18 protein-coding genes are annotated in these 19,007 nt (G+C 44.2%); 9 read left to right on the forward strand and 9 right to left on the reverse strand.

Features of this window, described 5'->3' with window-relative positions:
• Positions 1-13 precede the first annotated feature (13 nt).
• Positions 14-2,146 (reverse strand): TonB-dependent receptor family protein, encoded by a 2,133-nt coding sequence (locus tag L2096_RS07880; protein ID WP_250365193.1) that lies wholly within the window; start codon positions 2,144-2,146, stop codon positions 14-16.
• Positions 2,147-2,392: 246 nt separating this feature from the next.
• On the opposite strand from L2096_RS07880, the gene mutM reads away from it, so the two are divergent.
• Positions 2,393-3,241, forward strand: coding sequence for a bifunctional DNA-formamidopyrimidine glycosylase/DNA-(apurinic or apyrimidinic site) lyase (mutM, locus tag L2096_RS07885; RefSeq protein ID WP_250365194.1), 849 nt, complete (start codon positions 2,393-2,395; stop codon positions 3,239-3,241).
• A 3-nt stretch (positions 3,242-3,244) separates the two neighbouring features.
• Positions 3,245-3,532: a peptidylprolyl isomerase gene (locus tag L2096_RS07890; RefSeq protein WP_004934954.1), complete on the forward strand. Its 288-nt coding sequence runs from the start codon at positions 3,245-3,247 to the stop codon at positions 3,530-3,532.
• A 56-nt stretch (positions 3,533-3,588) separates the two neighbouring features.
• Here the strand turns inward: L2096_RS07890 and L2096_RS07895 are convergent, their stop codons facing one another.
• The 3 genes from L2096_RS07895 to typA form a co-directional block, all read right to left on the reverse strand.
• A complete protein-coding gene (locus L2096_RS07895) occupies positions 3,589-3,936 on the reverse strand; it encodes a gamma-glutamylcyclotransferase family protein (RefSeq protein WP_004945525.1) in 348 nt (115 codons plus the stop codon).
• 138 nt (positions 3,937-4,074) lie between these two features.
• Entirely contained in the window at positions 4,075-4,515 is a 441-nt protein-coding gene (gene mscL, locus L2096_RS07900) for a large conductance mechanosensitive channel protein MscL (RefSeq protein ID WP_250365195.1), read from the reverse strand.
• Positions 4,516-4,742: 227 nt separating this feature from the next.
• A complete protein-coding gene (typA, locus tag L2096_RS07905; protein WP_004934944.1) occupies positions 4,743-6,575 on the reverse strand; it encodes a translational GTPase TypA in 1,833 nt (610 codons plus the stop codon).
• Between the two features lie 176 nt (positions 6,576-6,751).
• On the opposite strand from typA, the gene L2096_RS07910 reads away from it, so the two are divergent.
• The 4 genes from L2096_RS07910 to L2096_RS07925 all read left to right on the forward strand — a co-directional run bounded on the left by L2096_RS07910 (position 6,752) and on the right by L2096_RS07925 (position 10,993).
• Complete coding sequence (locus L2096_RS07910; protein WP_250365196.1) at positions 6,752-8,125, forward strand: uracil-xanthine permease family protein; 1,374 nt, start codon at positions 6,752-6,754, stop codon at positions 8,123-8,125.
• A 62-nt stretch (positions 8,126-8,187) separates the two neighbouring features.
• A complete protein-coding gene (locus L2096_RS07915; protein WP_218262170.1) occupies positions 8,188-9,213 on the forward strand; it encodes a methyltransferase in 1,026 nt (341 codons plus the stop codon).
• A 9-nt stretch (positions 9,214-9,222) separates the two neighbouring features.
• On the forward strand, positions 9,223-10,686 hold the full coding sequence (locus L2096_RS07920; protein ID WP_004945517.1) for an amino acid permease: 1,464 nt from the start codon (positions 9,223-9,225) through the stop codon (positions 10,684-10,686).
• Between the two features lie 139 nt (positions 10,687-10,825).
• On the forward strand, positions 10,826-10,993 hold the full coding sequence (locus L2096_RS07925) for a hypothetical protein (RefSeq protein WP_004934934.1): 168 nt from the start codon (positions 10,826-10,828) through the stop codon (positions 10,991-10,993).
• Positions 10,994-11,077: 84 nt separating this feature from the next.
• On the opposite strand, the gene omp38 is transcribed toward L2096_RS07925, so the two are convergent.
• A complete protein-coding gene (omp38, locus tag L2096_RS07930; protein WP_004934932.1) occupies positions 11,078-12,130 on the reverse strand; it encodes an outer membrane protein Omp38 in 1,053 nt (350 codons plus the stop codon).
• 386 nt (positions 12,131-12,516) lie between these two features.
• Between omp38 and L2096_RS07935 the strand changes: the two genes are divergently transcribed.
• The 3 genes from L2096_RS07935 (at position 12,517) to L2096_RS07945 (ending at position 14,904) form a co-directional block, all read left to right on the forward strand.
• Complete coding sequence (locus L2096_RS07935; RefSeq protein ID WP_250365197.1) at positions 12,517-13,035, forward strand: GspH/FimT family pseudopilin; 519 nt, start codon at positions 12,517-12,519, stop codon at positions 13,033-13,035.
• Between the two features lie 114 nt (positions 13,036-13,149).
• The gene (locus tag L2096_RS07940) at positions 13,150-14,325 is read left to right on the forward strand and encodes a thiolase family protein (RefSeq protein ID WP_250365198.1); all 1,176 of its coding nucleotides are present in this window, start codon (positions 13,150-13,152) and stop codon (positions 14,323-14,325) included.
• A 132-nt stretch (positions 14,326-14,457) separates the two neighbouring features.
• On the forward strand, positions 14,458-14,904 hold the full coding sequence (locus tag L2096_RS07945; protein ID WP_119025411.1) for a VOC family protein: 447 nt from the start codon (positions 14,458-14,460) through the stop codon (positions 14,902-14,904).
• A 15-nt stretch (positions 14,905-14,919) separates the two neighbouring features.
• On the opposite strand, the gene L2096_RS07950 is transcribed toward L2096_RS07945, so the two are convergent.
• From L2096_RS07950 to L2096_RS07965, 4 genes are all read right to left on the reverse strand, one after another.
• Positions 14,920-15,237: a DMT family transporter gene (locus L2096_RS07950; RefSeq protein ID WP_004934921.1), complete on the reverse strand. Its 318-nt coding sequence runs from the start codon at positions 15,235-15,237 to the stop codon at positions 14,920-14,922.
• 144 nt (positions 15,238-15,381) lie between these two features.
• Positions 15,382-16,323: a hypothetical protein gene (locus L2096_RS07955; protein ID WP_004934920.1), complete on the reverse strand. Its 942-nt coding sequence runs from the start codon at positions 16,321-16,323 to the stop codon at positions 15,382-15,384.
• 70 nt (positions 16,324-16,393) lie between these two features.
• Positions 16,394-17,212 (reverse strand): copper resistance protein B, encoded by an 819-nt coding sequence (locus tag L2096_RS07960; RefSeq protein WP_250365199.1) that lies wholly within the window; start codon positions 17,210-17,212, stop codon positions 16,394-16,396.
• Positions 17,199-18,986 carry a copper resistance system multicopper oxidase gene (locus tag L2096_RS07965; RefSeq protein ID WP_250365200.1) on the reverse strand — a complete coding sequence of 596 codons (1,788 nt, stop codon included), beginning with the start codon at positions 18,984-18,986 and terminating at the stop codon, positions 17,199-17,201. The genes L2096_RS07960 and L2096_RS07965 overlap by 14 nt, the downstream gene beginning before the upstream one ends.
• Between the last annotated feature and the right edge of the window lie 21 nt (positions 18,987-19,007).

Below are 19,007 nucleotides of genomic sequence, written 5' to 3' on the forward strand. Positions count from 1 at the left end.
TTACTCTCTCAGATTAGAACTGTTTGACTACGCGGATGCCCGCACTCCAGTTACGTCCGTCGGCAGGTTCAAAGTAGCGCCCATTACCATCGTTTACAATCACAGAGCCGACATAATCTTTGTCAAGTAAATTGTCCACTCGTCCAAATACATTGACCTTCCATGCTTGCATATTCCACACGTAACCTGCATAGGCTGCCATAACGGTGTAGCTTGGTGCTGTATCAGAATTTTTATCATCGACATAAATTTTGTCGTTGTACTGTGCATCGAGCCCTGCATAGAAGCCCGTTTGAGGCTTCCAAGTGATTCCCAGATAGCCCTGATTTTTTGCAATACCCGGAATTTTATTGCCTGATGTAATGGCAGCAACGCTTCCACGTGCTGGTACATCGGCATCGAAGGTCGCATCGAGATAACCATAACTGGCCGTAGCCACCAGATCACGCCAGAGGGCTTTATTCCACGTCAGCTCAATCCCCTCACGTAAGGTTTTATCGGCATTGCGAAAGGTTGCACGGCCGTTGATACTGCCTGCCGAGACAATATCATCCTTGGTTTTGGTTTGAAATGCAGCCAAAGTAAAATCACCCAGTCTGTTTTGCGATTTTAGCCCTGCTTCATAGGTATCGCTGGTCGATGCATTTAAATCAAAGTTAAATCCACCCAAGCCATCCGGGCGATACGCCATCTCGGTAAAGGTAGGTGTTTCAAAGCCTTTAGCATAACTGACATAAGCCAGTAGTTCAGGCTGAATTTGCCAGCTTAAGGCGGCAGACGGCAATACTTTCGAATATTCCGTTTTGCCACTGTCATCGCCGTTGACACCTACAATATATTGATCATCTGATTTGTAGTGAACGTTGCTATAACGTAGCCCTGTATCGAGGCGCCAAGTCGGTAAAAACTGCCATGAGGCTTGTAAATATGGGTCGATATTCCAGAGCGTATTGTCTTCATCACGGCGTAACTTTCCTTTTACGCCGTAGCTTGGTTGATTATTGACCTTGATATAGTTTTCATAACCTTTACGATCTTCATCCATAAAATCCAGCGCCACACCCGCACTCAGCGTGGTGTGAGGAAGCAATTCTTTTCCGGTCCAGCGAAGGTCTGCACCGTAATAGTTTCGGTCAAAATCAATTACACCACCAGCATGTCGCGGGTTGTTTTGCGCAGACTGAGGAATCGACTGGTATTGTGTGACTTGACGATTCCCCAGATATCCCATCATATACAATTCATTTTGATCGTTGAGGGGTTTGGTCCACGTGAGGCCGGTTTGGGTTTGCTCAATCTCTTTACGCACGTCATAAAGATTATTGGCATCATTAACCTGTTTTGGATTGGCTTTCCACTGCTCACGTGTCAGGCCTTGCGGATCATCGGCATTGATTTTGACATAATTGGTAATCCAGTTAATTTTTGAACCATCATCTAGATTCCAAGTCAGTTTGGCGTTGTTCAATACTTTTCGGGCTGCGCTGTGGTCACGATAACCGTCTGTGTCGAAGTAAGATGAACTGATTACATAACTCGGTTCGTTCGGCGCTTTGGCACCGCCTTGCAAAATAATGCCACTACGGCCTTTATCGTGACTGCCGCCAGAATATCCCAGCTCAATCGAATCTTTGCCCTGACCTTCTTTGGTGGTGGTTAAAATGGTGCCACCTGAAGAATTTCCATATAAAGATGAAAATGGTCCAGTGAGCACTTCAACGTGATCCAAACTGCTTAAGTCGATATTGGAAGTTTGACCCTGACCATCTGGCATAGTGGCCGGAATACCATCAACATATAAACGAATGCCGCGCACACCAAAAGTTGAGCGTGCACCAAAGCCTCGCATTGAGAGCTGCAAATCTTGTGCATAATTTTCACGATTATTAATTTGCAGGCTTGGAATCCCTTTCACCACTTCGGTGAGATTCACTTGTGCAGATTGCTGCTGCGCTGGTGCATCGACACGAAAAATAGATGCGGGTGTTTGCAAATATGTGGTGCCAGTACGGGTAGCTTCAACCTGAATGACTGGGAGTGTCAGCGGGTTGTCTGCGGTATCTTGTGCCCAAACAGAGCCAGTCGCCCCTAAACCTGTTGCTAAAAATATGCAGTGAGAAAGCGTATTGAATCGTAAAAAACGCATTCATTTATCCTTATCTTGAAATCTTTACCCAAAAAGAAAAGTTTTAAAAGCCCAACGAATGTCTGACTATCATATCGATAAAAAACGATTTTATCGATGTCTGATCAGATCTTTATGTAAATACGCCACATTTTGACGTCTATAAAAAATCAGCCTATCTTTAACAGGCTCATAGCATGCGTCCTGCCCTTTACAAGTGACAGGATCGTCCCCATATTAACATCGGTTTGATAAGTTGAGCTGATAATGCCTGAATTACCTGAAGTCGAAACGACAAAAACCAGTTTACTCCCCCTGCTACATCATCGCGTCCAGTCTGTGACAGTACGTGATTCCAGATTACGCTGGGCAGTTCCAGACGATATTTCACGTTTGGTGGGCCAAGAACTTCGTGCGCTCAAGCGTCGTTCGAAATATATCTTGGCTGAGTTTGAAACCGATCAGATGCTCTGGCACTTAGGGATGTCAGGCAGTTTTCGGCTGTGTACGGCTCAAGATGAACTGCGCAAACACGATCACCTGATTTTAACTTTCGATGATGGCACCGAGTTGCGTTATCACGATCCACGGCGTTTTGGCTGTATTTTGTGGCTCAATGATGAGCATCAGAAAAAGCTGATTGATACCCTTGGGCCAGAGCCGCTCAGCGATGCTTTTAACGCAGACTATTTATATGAAAAGCTTCGCACCAAACAAGTCGGCATAAAAATTGCAATCATGGATAATCATGTGGTGGTGGGTGTAGGCAATATCTATGCAACCGAAAGCCTGTTTAATCAGGGCATTCATCCGGCACAGCCAGCCAATACCTTATTGAGTGAGCAAATCGCTGGCTTGGTGGTTGAAATTAAACGTATTTTGAGTCATGCGATTCAACTGGGTGGCTCTACACTACGTGACTACACCAATGCCATGGGTGAAAACGGTTATTTTCAGCAAACGCTGCTGGCCTATGGCCGTGCAGGCGAAATGTGTGTGAACTGTGAGACCACATTAGAAAACATAAAGCTTGGACAACGTGCCAGTGTATTTTGTCCCCAGTGTCAGCCGTTAAAGCTAAACAGTACTGCCCCGAAACGACGCAAGAGAGGTTAATTCATGCAAACAGCAATTGTGCGACATATTTTAGTGAAGGACAAAGATCTTGCAGAGCAACTGAAAAAGAAAATTCAGCAAGGTGCAGACTTTCATCACATTGCCAAGCAATACTCGACCTGTAATTCGGCCAAACGCGGCGGAGAGCTCGGCGAAGTCAAAAAGGGTCAGTTAGTTCCAGTAATAGACAAACTGGTATTTAGCGCCGCCGAACGCATTTTGCATGGCCCAATAAAAAGTCAGTTTGGTTTTCATTTGCTGGAAATCAAATTTAGAACTGATTTTCGTTAAACACTGCAACTCGGCCACGTGGCACATATCCGTCATCGTGGCCTTGTTATAATCTGTCAATGTGCAGATTTACGCGCGTTTTGATTCATCTGATAGGTCCATGCCTCCAGTTTTTCTCCAGTTTCCAATTGAATCTCGACCTGAACACGCTCATATTGAAAGCCCTCAAATTCGTCTAACCTATCCCAATGCTGGTCTAGCTCATCACTGCTAAACAAGAAACCTGCTACCTGAGGTGCGCCCGAATCCAGAACAATCGCAGGCAAGCCTTGATCTGGCCCCCAATCCAAGGTATGAATCACGCCGCGAACATAAGCCTTTTGCCAGACTCCATCTATATTGGCCATAATGTGTGCGTTTTCTCGGTTTGGGCACAAGGTGCCATAAGCAAAAAGTCTGTTCACTGCCAAAATATCCTCTGGATTTCAAATGATGTGCACGAATCGTTATTTTCTCAAATTCATAAGAAAAATTCATGCCAAATAAAATTGGTACATAAAAAACGGCACTGTTTGTGCCGTTTTTCAAACAGGATGTTGAATTTAAGCTTCTGGACGCTTTCTTAACTCGTCACGAATTTCGCGCAGTAACGCAATATCTTCTGGTGTCGGTGCTGGTGCAGCAGGCGCAGCCTCTTGTTTACGGCGCATACGGTTGATGAGTTTCACCATTAAAAATACAACCCATGCCAAAATCAGGAAGTTGATCAAAATGGTAATAAAATTACCATAGGTGAGCACGTTCACCCCCGCTTTTTGCAAGGCATCTAAAGATTGCAGATTTTCAGGATTGTTCCCGAGTACAATAAACTTCTGGGTGAAGTCGACGCCTCCTCCGGTAATCAGTGTGATTAATGGCATTATCACGTCTTTTACCAAAGAATCGACAATCTTACCAAATGCACCACCAATAATGACCCCGACGGCCAGATCAATCATATTGCCCTTAACAGCAAATTCTTTAAATTCTTGAATAATACTCATGAAAAATCTCCAGACAGCACTTTAATGCTGCGTTGTTTTTTAATGACATTCTTAAAATGAATGCAGCTTTTATGTCAGTTATGGATTTTAATTTACTGTTTTTTACTTCAAAAACAAAAGTTATTTCACATTTCAACTACATAAAACGTTTTTAGCACCGCGTTTTAAACATAAAAAAAACTGCCAGACGAGCTGGCAGTTTCTTGCTTGTATCGAGCCGGAGCCGATTACGCGCGGTTACGTTTACGTTCGTTTTCAGTCAAGTAACGCTTACGGATACGAATTGACTTCGGTGTTACTTCAACTAGCTCGTCATCTTCAATGAATTCAAGCGCTTGTTCAAGCGTGTATTCAATTGCAGGTGTAAGTGTCAATGCATCATCTGTACCAGACGCACGTACGTTGGTTAACTGTTTCGCTTTGGTTGGGTTAACCACCATGTCGTCAGAACGTGAGTTGATACCCACGATCATGCCTTCATACACTTCAAGCTGTGGCTTAGCAAACAAACGACCACGGTCTTGCAAGCTGAACAATGCATAGCCCAAGCAAGTTCCCTGAACCATAGAAATCAATACACCGTTTTGACGCTTCGCAACAGTACCTTGTTTCACAGGACCATAATGAGAGAAGCTTGACGTCATGATTCCTGTACCAGAGGTCATGGTCAAGAATTCAGAACGGAAACCAATCAAACCACGTGATGGAACAGTTGCTTCAATACGGATACGGCCTTTACCGTCAACTTCCATATTGGTCATTTCGCCTTTACGATGGCCCATTTGTTCCATCACAGCGCCTTGATGCTGTTCTTCTACGTCAAATGTTACGTTTTCGTAAGGTTCTTGTTTTTCGCCATCAATTTCTTTGATGATTACTTGTGGACGCGATACGCCCAACTCGAAACCTTCACGACGCATGTTTTCAATTAAAACTGAAAGGTGAAGTTCACCACGGCCAGATACTTTGAAACGGTCTGGACTGTCTGTGTCTTCGACACGAAGTGCAACGTTGTGAATCAATTCGCGGTCAAGACGTTCACGAATGTTACGTGAAGTCACGAACTTACCTTCTTTACCAGCAAACGGTGAGTTGTTGACTTGGAAAGTCATCGATACGGTTGGTTCATCAACAGACAATGGTGGAAGCGCTTCAACATTTTTCTGATCACAAATGGTGTCTGAAATGTTGAGTGCATCAATACCGGTAATACATACGATGTCACCTGCAGATGCAGAATCTACATCGACACGCTCAAGACCATGGTAACCCATGATTTTTAAGATACGACCGTTACGTGTGTTGCCTTCTTTATCAATCACAGTAACAGGTGTGTTGGTTTTTACTGAACCGCGCTGAATACGGCCAACACCAATTACACCTACGAAGCTGTTATAGTCGAGTGATGAAATTTGCATTTGGAACGGACCATCAACATCAACTGCTGGTGGTTCAACGATGTCTACAATCGTTTCAAACAACGGGGTCATGTCTTCAGCCAATTCTTCTGGTGAAGGACCTGCAACACCGCGAAGACCAGATGCATAAACAATTGGGAAGTCCAACTGCTCATCAGTTGCACCCAAGTTATCAAACAAGTCAAATACTTGATCGATCACCCAGTCACAACGTGCGCTTGGCTTGTCGACTTTGTTGATAATCACGATTGGCTTCAAACCACGTGCAAACGCTTTTTGAGTTACGAAACGCGTTTGTGGCATTGGGCCTTCTTGAGAGTCAACAAGCAACAATACGCAGTCAACCATCGACATTACACGTTCAACTTCGCCACCGAAGTCGGCGTGTCCCGGGGTGTCTACGATGTTAATACGGTATTCGGTGTCGGTACGTTTGTCGAGCCACTTGATTGCTGTGTTTTTTGCAAGAATGGTAATACCACGCTCGCTCTCAAGCGCATTCGAGTCCATGACACGCTCAATCTCACCCGCGCGATCGCCAAGTGCACCTGATTGTTGAAGAAGTTTATCGACAAGGGTCGTTTTCCCGTGGTCGACGTGTGCAATAATTGCAATATTGCGGAGATTTTTGATATCTGACATGAAAATTCGATAAGCCTAAAACTTGAGGGCAAATTATACAGAAAAATGCTACATAAAAGTAGTGACAGTTTATTGACATAGCCGCGTTTTTTTCGCCTCTTGTCTATTATCTTTTATTATTTCCCTCATCTCGATTAGAATACCGCCACCTTGTCGTAGCTGACCGATGATTTTACATGTCTGATTCTTCCAATTTTCCCTTTAAAAACAACGATCAACTCGACCTTGTGTATAGTTTGAATGATCGGCCTGCACCGTTTGTCTCATTCTTGGCAGCTTTGCAACATTTACTCGCAATTATTGTTCCGATTGTGACACCAGGCTTGCTGATTTGTCTGGCATTGGGGGTTTCACGTGAAGAAACCAACATGATCTTGTCGATGTCATTGGTAATTTCTGGCGTTGCCACATTTTTACAATGTAAAAAAGTCGGCCCTTTAGGGGCTGGTCTTTTGATCGTGCAAGGTACCAGTTTTAACTTTATTGGCCCCATTATTGGGATTGGTAGCGCTATGGTGGCGGCCGGTACGCCTGTCAATCAAGTCATGGCTGCTATTTTTGGTGTGGTGATTGCCGGCTCATTTATTGAAATGGGTGTGTCGCGTATTTTACCTTGGATCAAAACCCTGATTACACCGCTAGTGACTGGTATTGTGGTGTTACTGATCGGACTCACCTTAATCAAAGAAGGCCTCATCAGTATGGGCGGTGGTTATCAGGCCATGCAAGATCAGACCTTTGCCAGCAGCGATAACCTCATTATGTCATGCACAGTGTTGGCAATTATTATTCTTCTCAATCGTATTCAGGTGATCTGGATCAAGAGTTCTGCCATCCTGATTGCTTTAATTGTGGGATATATTCTTGCGGGTTTTATGGGTCATTTAAATTTTTCAGGTTTAAATGAAACACCATTGGTTCAGATTCCCACGCCTATGCATTTTGGGCTAAGCTTTTCATGGAGTCTGTTTATTCCAATGGCGTTTATTTATCTGGTGACTTCACTTGAAGCCATCGGTGACATTACCGCAACCAGTAAAATTTCAAATCAGGCGGTCAATGGCCCACAGTGGATGCAACGAATTAAAGGTGGCGTACTGGTTAATGGCGCCAACTCGCTACTGGCGGGTCTGTTTAATACCTTTCCAAGCTCAGTATTTGCACAAAACAACGGCGTGATTCAGCTCACGGGTGTAGCCAGCCGCTATGTTGGGATTTGGATTGCGGTACTGCTGATTTTACTTGGACTGTTCCCTGCTGTTGCGGGCATTATTCAAGCCGTACCGCAAGCGGTTTTGGGTGGAGCTGTTATGGTCATGTTTGGTGCGGTGGCAGCATCAGGTATTAATATTTTATCTGGTATTCATTTAGATCGACGTGCCCTACTGATTATTGCCATTTCACTGGCACTGGGTTTAGGTGTTGCACAAGTACCGCAAATTCTGGAACACTTACCCGAATTGTTTAAAAATATTTTTAGTTCAGGCGTGGCTACTGGTGGGCTTGCAGCACTGATCCTAAATATTGTTTTGCCTGAACATAAACAATAATTTAGATCGTATTTACATTTTGCCCAGTGAGAACTGGGCTTTGTTCTTCATGAGAGATTAAGATGGATCCACGCAGTGAAGTGGTACTTCGACAGCATCAATATTTTTCTGGCACGGTGCTATTGATCAATCCGCCTGCCGATGGCTTATGCCATGAACTGAATCAGCACGCACAAGCGTCTGTTTGGACGTGGAATTTTGCCGATCATCAATATTTTGAACAGCAATCAATTGTGACCAGTTTTGGTGTACATTTTCCTTCGGTTACACCCGATCAGGTGATTATTTTTGTTCCCAAATCTAAAGAACTACTGCGCTATATTTTGCACGTGGTGGTCAGTCACCTCACTCAAGGCCAGTCTATTTTTTTGGTGGGTGAAAAAAAAGGGGGGGTAGAACGTGCTGCCAAACAGTTACTCGATTATGGCAAGACCATAAAACTGGACAGTGCACGACATTGCCAGCTTTGGCAGACTAAAATAGACAAAACCGAGCAATTGCAGCCTCTTGAACAGTGGGTACAACAGTATACGGTTGAAGTTGCACAAAATAGCCTCACGGTCTGTGCATTACCAGGTGTATTTAGTCAGCGTCAGCTTGATGTCGGAACAGCCGTACTTTTACCTTATCTTGAACAGATAAAATCGGGTAAACTTGCCGACTTCGGATGTGGTGCAGGGGTATTAAGTGCATCTTTAGCGCAGTTAAATCCGCAAAACAAGATTTACGCCATGGATGTGGATGCATTCGCACTATGTTCTACAGAGATGACATTTCGTCTAAATGGACTCAATCCGGATCAGTTACAGCTTTGTGCGGTAACGGGCATTCATGATGCACCATCGGATTTGGATGCTATTGTAAGTAATCCACCTTTTCACCAAGGGATTCATACCGACTATGCCGCCAGTGAAGGCCTGTGTACAACAGCCAAAAAACACTTGAAGGCAAACGGTGAATTGTGGATCGTGGCGAATCGTTTTTTAAATTATCCCGTTTTGATTGAACAAGCCTTTGGCCAATGTCAAATAAAAGCAGATCAACAAGGCTTCAAGGTGCTTTATGCCAAAGCAACTTTAGGAAAGTAAGGAATTTTCATGAGCGAAACGACTCAACCTGATCAGCTCCAGCGTAAGCTAGGTGCTCGTCATTTAAATATGATTGCCATTGGTGGCTCAATTGGCACAGGTTTATTCCTTGCATCCGGCTCGACTATTGCCAATGCGGGACCTGGCGGTGCCCTGCTGGCCTACGTGCTCATCGGCGTCATGATTTACTTTTTGATGACCAGCCTAGGCGAACTGGCAACGCATAATCCAACCTCAGGCGCTTTCTTTACCTATGGTAACCGCTATGTAGAAGAAGGCTTCGGTTTCGCGCTGGGCTGGAACTACTGGTATAACTGGGCCATTACCGTAGCTTTTGAGCTGGTGGCAGTACAGTTGATTATGAAATTCTGGTTCCCTGACATTCCAGGATTTTACTGGAGTGCTATTTTCTTGGTGGTGATTTTTGCCATCAATGCCATGACCGTTAAGGGTTTTGGTGAAAGTGAATTCTGGTTTTCAATGGTCAAAGTGGTCGCAATTATTGCCTTTATCATTATTGGGATGGCCATGATTATTAAAATCATGCTGACACCCAATATAGCCACTTTTGGCAACTGGACATACAAAGACGCGCCTTTCGTGGGCGGCTTGCAAGCGATGATTGGTGTGGCCATGATTGCTGGATTTTCATTTCAGGGAACCGAGATGGTCGGCGTTGCGGCAGGTGAATCTAAAGATCCAAAACGTACTATTCCACTTGCAATCAAACAGATTTTCTGGCGAATTCTACTGTTTTATGTGGTCTGTATTTTTATCATTGGCACATTGGTCAGCTACGACGATCCACGTCTGCTTCAAGCTGCGCATAGCTCAGATATTGCATTATCACCTTTTACCTTACTCTATGAAAAAGCAGGATTTGCCTTTGCTGCAAGTCTAATGAATGCAGTGATTTTAACTGCAATTCTTTCGGCTGGAAATTCGGGTATGTACTCCTCTACCCGCATGCTGTGGGATATGGCCAAAGAAGGCCGTGCGCCAAAATGGTTTGCTCGACTTGACCGTCGTGGCGTGCCAATGAATGCACTTTATGCCACTACAGCCATTGCAGCTTTGTGTTTCCTAACCACATTTATTGGACAACAGGAAGTCTTTAACTGGTTACTCAACATGTCAGGCATGTGTGGCTTCATTGTTTGGCTGGGTATTGCGATTTCACATTATCGTTTCCGTAAAGGCTATGTTGCACAAGGTTATAAACTTGAAGATTTAGCCTATCGAGCCAAATTTTTTCCATTTGCACCGTGGTTTGCCTTTATTTTATGTTCGATTATTATTTTAGGACAAAACTATCAAGCCCTTCTGGGTGGCAAAATCGACTGGATGGGATTACTCTCAACGTATATTAGTATCCCATTGTTTTTGGCAATCTGGTTAGGCTACAAATGGAAATACAAAACTAAATTGGTGACTTACCAAGAGATGAATGTCAAAGCGGATAAAGATCTGTAATGCTAGTCACTTAACAGAGTAGACAACAGCTCGATTATCCGTCACACTGTCAATGAAACCCAGCAATCGCTGGGTTTTTTATCCTTTGTACGAGGTATTAGTCACTTACACAAATCTTTAATTTCCAATAGGAAGCATGATGAAACTCAAAGCTGCATCTAAAATTCAGGCTAGAAATAAAGTCGCACTATCACCACTGCTTCAAAAAGGCGGCCTACATGAAACTGAACAACCGCGCACACAGCATCGCCGGGATCGTAAACAAAGCAAACAATGGCTAAAACACGGGCATTACAACGAATTTTAAGGTGAATACTATGAATTATTTAATTTCAATCAGACAAAAAAAAGCAGCTCCGAAGAGCTGCTTTTTTATTTGATCAAACTCAGATTATTGAGCTTGTTGACCAGGCTGAACAGTTACTGTACGGCTACCAGTGATCGTAGCGAATACACGACGGTTCATCGCACGGCCTTCTTTCGTGCTGTTGTCAGCAATCGGTTGATCCCAAGCAAAACCTTGAGTTGTCAAACGAGCTGGATCGATGTTGTATTCGTTAACAAGTGAAGACTTCACAGAGTTTGCACGAGCCAAAGACAAACGTTCGTTCAACTTACGTGGACCAGTGTTGTCTGTGTGACCATCGATACGAGCAGTTGCATTTGGATATTCAACCAATTTCTCAGCAACTTTCGCGATTTCTGGCTTGTATTGATCTTTGATGTTTGATTTGTTTGTATCAAAGAATACACGAAGTTCCATGTTAAGATCTTCAGTCAACTCTTGTGGTTGAGGTTGAACTGGAGTTGGCTCAACTGGAGCAACTTCTACTACAGGCGCAGCAGGCTTCAAGTGACCGCCAAGAACAACGTTCAAACCAGCAAGTGCTGTGTAGTTCCAGAAGTCTTCATCGATGTTGTAAGTTGCACGCGCTTCAGTACGAAGAGACAATGCATCGTTCAAACGCCAGAACGCACCAACACCTGCATTACCCAAAGTACCTTCTTCAGTTGTACCGCGCGCACCGCGTGGAACACCGTCAAAATCATACTTGTAGTGACCAGCACCTAGTAATACGTATGGCTTGATTTTGCTGTCATAGTTTTTGGTGATCAAATCAGAAGTAACGTAGAAGTTACCGTTGATTTGTTGTTGTTTGTATTCAGCACCTGCTAGAGCACCGTCTACATCACCTTTAACTTGGTTATATTCAGCTTCGAAACCTAACCATGGAGTTAATTCAACACCAAGTGCTGCACCAACAAACAAGTCGTCTTGAAGCTCAGGACCATTCGTTAGGTCACCTTTGTTTCCGCCGTTGTTGTGTTGAGAGTCTTGGAATGTGTAACCAAGTAATAATGGAGTTACTGTAACACCAGCATTAGCAGCAGCTAGTGGAGCAGCAACAAGCATAGTAGCAAGTGCAATACGACTCAATTTCATGGATATCCTCCAGAGATAACAAATTGTTTGTTGTTCAAGCTCAGCCTAAAATTTATTTGGCTTCCTGAGATAAGCTATTTTTGTACCCCAGTTTTATTTTTAAGCTACTCACGTTGAATCATACAAACACTTAAACTGATTTCCAAGTGCTTGATAACTTTAATCAAGTAAATTATTGACAAAATTACTTACAATTTCCGTTGTAATTCGGTAACTTTTTACTCAATTTATTTCTGTGAATAACCAACTCTTCACGCTTTCTTTATTTTAACAGCATTAAAACGCTTAGGTAATAAATATTTCAATTCGTTTATTTTTGCAACACGCTTAAGGTAATCAACTGTTAAAAAAAGAAAAAAACTACAAATGATGGACATTCCTTTACTATGAATAACAATTTTTTAGGTTTTAGTTTAATTGAATTTATCGTTACCCTCACGGTTTTAAGCATTTTAATTGGTGTCGGAGTACCGACTTATCAGCATGTTATGGCGACTCAAGAAGCCAACCATATCCCAAGAACACTCACAATTCACATACAAAAAGCAAAGTCCGATGCGGTGCTGTATCGTCATAACGTTGTGCTTTGCCCGAGTATAGACAAGCAAACCTGTAGCGATGACTGGAGCAAGGGCTTTATTGTATTTTTAGATCAAAACCGTAACCGGCAGCGAGATCTCAATGAAGATCTGCTATCGAGTACAGACTGGAATACCCGTTATGGCATGCTGTCTTGGAAAGGCACTTTGCAATCTAACCATTTGATGTTTCGGGCCGCAAGTGGCTTGCCAATCGGATCAAATGGAAGCTTTTTTTATTGTTCGCAAAAAGTCAGTCATAAACGTCTGGTGATCAGCCGCATGGGGCACTTTCGTGTCGAAACCCTTGCCGATTGCCCAACATGAGAACTGGACAGTCTAGCTATCCGATGTCTGCACAAGCAGTATCAGCTTAAATTTTGACTATACTGCTGTCACGATCAAATACAACCGCATAATAACGAACTTGGAGTAAATAACATGATAGACGTCGTGATTGTTAATGGTGCACGTACCGCTATGGGCGGTTTTCAAGGTGCTTTATCTTCAGTTTCTGCGCCAGAGTTGGGTGCTGTAACCATTAAAGAAGCGATCCACCGTGCTGGTTTAGCGCCTCACGATGTTGATGAAGTCATTTTAGGCTGCGTACTCCCTGCTGGTCTTAAACAAGGGCCTGCGCGCCAAGCCATGCGTCAAGCAGGTTTACCCGATCAAACGGGTGCTGTGACCATTAACAAACTTTGTGGTTCAGGCATGAAAGCCGTGATGCAGGCCACCGATGCGATCAAAGCGGGAAGCGCTCAAATTGTAGTAGCTGGTGGTATGGAATCAATGAGCAATGCACCTTACATACTCAGTAAAGCTCGCGCTGGTTATCGTATGGGGCACGGCGAAGTAAAAGATCATATGTTTTTAGATGGTTTGGAAGATGCCGAAACTGGCCGGCTCATGGGTTCTTTTGCTCAAGATATGGCCAGCCAGCGTCACTACACACGTCAACAAATGGATGATTTCGCAATTCGTTCGCTTCAACGTGCACAAACCGCTATTCAGGCTGGATATTTTAAGGATGAAATTGTACCTGTCACGGTCACTTCGCGTAAAGGCGATGTTGTGGTCGAACAAGACGAGCAACCCCTGAACGCCAAACTTGATAAGATTCCGAGTTTAAAGCCTGCTTTTGCAAAAGATGGCACCATTACCGCTGCCAATTCGAGCTCAATTTCAGATGGCGCTTCGGCTCTAGTTTTATGCTCACATGAGCTTGCTATGCAGCGCGGGCTTGAACCACTGGCCAAGATTGTTGCGACTGCTTCCAACTCTCAGCACCCTTCAGAGTTTACCATTGCCCCTGTAGGTGCGATTGCAAAAGTTTTAGACAAGGCTGGATGGCAAGCAGATGAAGTCGATTTATGGGAAATTAACGAAGCCTTTGCAATGGTGACCATGTGTGCGATTGATGATTTCAAACTGGACACCGAAAAAGTGAATATCCACGGTGGTGCATGTGCGCTCGGCCATCCTGTAGGCTCTACCGGTTCACGAATTATTCTGACGCTGATTCATGCGCTGAAACGTACCGGAGGACGCAAAGGTATTGCTGCCTTGTGTATTGGCGGTGGTGAAGCGACCGCGGTGGCCATTGAACTGCTCTGAAACACTAAAAATCTATAGATGATGACTCCCGCCTCAGCGGGAGTTTTTTTGTATTTTCCGATAAAAAATACTGTTTTTTGCTGAAAAGAGACTAAATTAAAAACATTATTATCATCGTTTAGGATCACACCGATGCAGCTTAATCACTATCTCAACTTTGCTGGTGAAACCGAAGCCGCGTTTATCTTTTATCAATCGGTATTTGGTGGTCATTTTGCACAACTCACTCGATACGGGGATATCCCCGCCGAAGACGCCCAGTCGCTTTCCGATCTGCAACGTCAACAGATTTTGCATGTCTCTTTACCCATCAATGCCTATACCGTGCTGATGGGATCTGATATCAATGAACAATTCTGTGCAGCAGACTCGCGCGGACTCAGCAAAGGCAATAATCACTATATTTCGATTAATCTGGATCACGATGAGACCGAGGCACGACGTCTTTTTAATTTACTCTCGGCAGGTGGACACATCGAGACGCAACTACAGAAAACCTTTTGGGGTGCCCTTTATGGCGCCTTTACCGATCAGTTCGGGATAAAGTGGATGGTCAATTGCCAGCTTGAATCGGTTTAAATTACTTCATTGGGCTTAATGTGTAGACAGTTTCATAAGAACCAAACCCGAAACAATTAAGACAGCAGCGAGCATTCTCATGGCACTCACTGGCTCGTGCAATAGAAAAATCCCCAATACAAATGAGCCAATCGCACCAATTCCTGTCCAGACGGTATAGGCAGTACCAAGCGGTAGTGTACGCATTGAAATCGAGAGTAAAATAACGCTTAACAGCATAAAAATGATCGTTACAACGCTTGGCACGAGTCGGGTAAAGCCTTCAGAGAGCTTCATCGAGTACGCCCATATCACTTCAAAAAAACCAGCAAGAATCAGAATCAACCAAGCCATGCTTACATCCTTATTGAATAATCAGGTCGGCCTGATAATTTTCCCACTCTGGGGGAGGTCGTTCCTCCTTAATTTAAATACTTTAATATAGGATGGGTCGTTAAAAAAGCAAAAGCCCACATTATTGGTACATAACAAAATCAATTACTGAATCACAAACGAGGTTTTTTTCTGAAACACTTTGCGGGAACGGTTGAGCAAGAACATCACCATGAGCACTGTCATCACAATATCCGGCCAGTTCGAATTAAGTTGAAGGCACAGCAAACCCGCAATCACCACCGCAAGACTAAATACCACTTCATAAAAACTCAGTAATGTTTTCCAGTTTAAATCCAGTTCGGCCGCGTGGGTCTGTATCAATAACCACATATTCACCAGCATGGTAAGGAGCGCCAGTAACCCCACGAGCACCACCATTTGCGACATGGCGGATTGACGCATCACAATCTGTAAGGCCACACCAAACATCAACAGCAGGCTTAAGCCCAATTGCAAATACACGCCTGCGCGGGTGAGTTTGTATAAGCCGACTTGTTTTTCCTGAATCGCAAAGAGCATCATGGCATAGATCATCACATCGCTCAGTAGAATCAACCCGAGCGCCATCAACGCGGTAGAAGAAGCAATCACTCCGGTGAGGAACGTCACGATCAGCATCACCAGATTAATACTAAGCAACCAGCTAATCATCTGATTACGCCGCTGCATATAAGACCAGTCGATTGGCTCAGGGATATAATTGGTCTGGGTTTGCTGAAATACCAATTGAATTCCATTTTGATTTAAATGCGCTTCAATAGGCTGTACGGGGCCATCATGATAAATTGCCAAGTGATGGGTTTGCTGATCAAGCTCGACATAACCCACATGGTCTAAATTATTCAAGCACGTTCTAATTTGCTGCTGAGTCACGGGGGTGAGCTCAGGCAAATAATAAAAACTCATAAACTGACGGTTGAGATCGTCATCGACTGGAATATTCAATAATTCTTGAGACATCACAGTACATGGTGATTGAGTGTGCAGCGAATGCAGCAAAGCATCGGTAATCAGATTGGTTTGATACTGCTGTTTTAAATTCATTTATGCACCATGAGCATTACATCGGTGACCGCTGATACGTTGATCAGCGGCTTATTTCAAAAAACTTACATTAAAACTTAAACGTTACGCCCGCACCATACCACCACGCTCGATCTGAAACGGAAAAAAGTGCTGTGGGATGCTGCTTATAATGATATGCAACATCAATGAATGGCATCACTTTTTTGTTAATTTCATAGCGTGTTTGTAATCCGGTTTTCAGCTCGTTCAAACCGGTTTCAGCAGCTTCTGACGATTGATCCGAGATCACAATATCCGCTTTCAAATACGGTTTTATTACAATCTTCTGCGTCAGCAACACATCTCGTTCGGTTTCGACGCTTAAGCCAGTGTAGCCATGTGCGCCTATAAACAGCGAGAGATCCGTTTCAAAAAAGTATGGTGCCAGTCCATGTAGTGCAATCACGCCATCAAGTGTCTCATCTGCTAATTCCGATGCATCATCACGATACCTTAAGCCCGTTTGAATATCCCAAAAATCAGAGATCATCCGGCTATAGCGCATAGAAATATTACGTGAAGCAGATTCAGATTCTTCTTTCTCAAGTTCTGCCTTGAGATACAGCTTGTTTTCATCTGTTCCCCACCAACTCCGCAGTTCCGATTGTACTGCACCTTTGCCGTGGGTATTTACCATCCACTGAGTATCCACTTGTGTGGCCTGATACCACTGTCCGCCGTGCTGATCGCGATGATGTTGCGCTTCATCGGACTCCTGATATGCAAGATGTGTATCTTTTAGAGTGGTCGTTGGCATTGGCATGATAGCGTGAGAATGGGTATGCATCTGCTCATTTGAAGTTTGTGCAATCGTTCCTGTACTGCCTAACGCCGCGCAGATACACAAGGTCATTTTAGTGATGCGCATGATGAGCTCCTTGTGATGGCGTTGGTACAAGCTCCGCGACAGATGAAGCACTTGATGCTGTATCTGAGTTTTGATCGGTATGCGCAACAATCAGCTTATTCATCATGCCTGCCGACATATGGTAGAGCAAATGACAGTGAATGGCCCACTCGCCCACCTCATCTGCGGTTAAAAGTGCGCTCACAGTTTGCCCTGGAGGAACAATAATGGTGTGCTTGTTGGGAAGATTTTCAGGTGCTTGACCATTTTCAAGTTGTACAAACATGCCATGTAAGTGCATGGGATGCGCCATCATGCTCTCATTGATAAATTTCAGCCGAACACGCTCGCCATATTTGACCTGAAGCGGCTTGGCCTCTGAAAACTTTTGTCCATTCATCGTCCAGATATAACGCTCCATCGTACCGCCTAAATGAATTTCAATTTCTCGATCTGGAGCACGCAGATCTGTCTGTGGCGTGCGAGCACGTAAATCGGCGTAACTGAGGGCTTTCATACCCTTTGGTGTGGCGGCATTCGACCAGCCCTGCACACGAGTATCATCGTTTTGCATCATATGCTGCATGTGTAAATCGTGCTGCTGATCCATGGAGGCCATCGGCATGTGTTGCATGTGTGCATGATCTTCTTGCATCGGCATCGAATCATGTTCAGTGGTATGCATGTCTTGTGCCTGTGCAGGTGTACTCATGTGAGCGTGTCCCATGTCTTGCATGGTCAGTACAGTGCGAGGCCGCGCCACAGGTGCAGGAAAAGCTTTAAGATGAGTGGCATTTTTATTGATGAGTGATGCTAAAGCAAATCCGGTTCGGTCAATCGATTCGGCCTGAATCTGATAGGCATCGTGCTGAGGTTGTACTACGACATCATAGGTTTCGGCAGCACCAATTCTAAATTCATCTACCGATACAGGTTGAACGGGTTGACCATCGGCAGCCACGACCGTCATCTTTAAATTGGGAATCCGTACATCAAAAAATGACATTGCTGCAGCATTGATAAAACGCAACCGAATACGTTCGCCTGGCAGAAATTGGCCGGTCCAGTTTTGGTCTGGTGCTTTGCCATTGACCAGAAAAGTATAACCACTCACATCGGACAAATCCGTTTTCAGCATACGCATCTGATTCCACATTTTGCGATCTTGCCACGTGGCTTTCACGCCTTCATGCTTCACCTGTTGCCACACATCCGACCATGTTTCACGGCGGTTTTGATAATACTCTGCATCTTTCTTCAGATTTTTTAAAATCTGATCGCCACGAGTCGGATGTGAATCTGAAAGCATTACCACATAGTCACGCTGCACAGGAGGCGCTGCATCTTGATGCTGGCTTGGCTTTGGATAAATAATCAATGGTCCATAGAGTCCGTCTTGTTCTTGCCCCTTACTGTGAGCGTGATACCAATAGGTGCCATTTTGACGAACACGGAAACGGTAGACGAAATCACCATTCGGACGAATCCCTTGAAATCCGTTGAATCCCGGCACGCCGTCCATCAAGCCGGGTAATAATAATCCATGCCAATGCAGTGCGGTTTGTTCTTTCTTTAAGTTGTTGTGTACATGGATGACGGCCTCATCGCCTTCGTTAAATTCCAGCAACGGCGCTGGAAACTGCCCATTTACCGTGATTTTACTGACTGATTTTCCATTGAGATTGATGTTGTGTTGATCAATCGTCAGATGATAGGTTTTTACCGCTGCACTGGCCGCGCTGGACAGCACCAGATACATTGCAGCAAACCATAGGGTTGGCAATTTTAATTTCATGACTAACCTCAAAATTTAAAA

This window comes from Acinetobacter sp. ACZLY 512 (assembly GCF_023614015.1).
Classification (GTDB): Bacteria; Pseudomonadota; Gammaproteobacteria; order Pseudomonadales; family Moraxellaceae; genus Acinetobacter; species Acinetobacter soli.

Coding starts and splice junctions, on each gene's coding strand:
- L2096_RS07880 (WP_250365193.1), bottom strand. CDS start 2,146: ATGCGTTTTTTACGATTCAATACGCTTTCTCACTGCATATTTTTAGCA.
- mutM (WP_250365194.1), top strand. CDS start 2,393: ATGCCTGAATTACCTGAAGTCGAAACGACAAAAACCAGTTTACTCCCC.
- L2096_RS07890 (WP_004934954.1), top strand. CDS start 3,245: ATGCAAACAGCAATTGTGCGACATATTTTAGTGAAGGACAAAGATCTT.
- mscL (WP_250365195.1), bottom strand. CDS start 4,515: ATGAGTATTATTCAAGAATTTAAAGAATTTGCTGTTAAGGGCAATATG.
- typA (WP_004934944.1), bottom strand. CDS start 6,575: ATGTCAGATATCAAAAATCTCCGCAATATTGCAATTATTGCACACGTC.
- L2096_RS07910 (WP_250365196.1), top strand. CDS start 6,752: ATGTCTGATTCTTCCAATTTTCCCTTTAAAAACAACGATCAACTCGAC.
- L2096_RS07915 (WP_218262170.1), top strand. CDS start 8,188: ATGGATCCACGCAGTGAAGTGGTACTTCGACAGCATCAATATTTTTCT.
- L2096_RS07920 (WP_004945517.1), top strand. CDS start 9,223: ATGAGCGAAACGACTCAACCTGATCAGCTCCAGCGTAAGCTAGGTGCT.
- L2096_RS07925 (WP_004934934.1), top strand. CDS start 10,826: ATGAAACTCAAAGCTGCATCTAAAATTCAGGCTAGAAATAAAGTCGCA.
- omp38 (WP_004934932.1), bottom strand. CDS start 12,130: ATGAAATTGAGTCGTATTGCACTTGCTACTATGCTTGTTGCTGCTCCA.
- L2096_RS07935 (WP_250365197.1), top strand. CDS start 12,517: ATGAATAACAATTTTTTAGGTTTTAGTTTAATTGAATTTATCGTTACC.
- L2096_RS07940 (WP_250365198.1), top strand. CDS start 13,150: ATGATAGACGTCGTGATTGTTAATGGTGCACGTACCGCTATGGGCGGT.
- L2096_RS07945 (WP_119025411.1), top strand. CDS start 14,458: ATGCAGCTTAATCACTATCTCAACTTTGCTGGTGAAACCGAAGCCGCG.
- L2096_RS07950 (WP_004934921.1), bottom strand. CDS start 15,237: ATGGCTTGGTTGATTCTGATTCTTGCTGGTTTTTTTGAAGTGATATGG.
- L2096_RS07955 (WP_004934920.1), bottom strand. CDS start 16,323: ATGAATTTAAAACAGCAGTATCAAACCAATCTGATTACCGATGCTTTG.
- L2096_RS07960 (WP_250365199.1), bottom strand. CDS start 17,212: ATGCGCATCACTAAAATGACCTTGTGTATCTGCGCGGCGTTAGGCAGT.
- L2096_RS07965 (WP_250365200.1), bottom strand. CDS start 18,986: ATGAAATTAAAATTGCCAACCCTATGGTTTGCTGCAATGTATCTGGTG.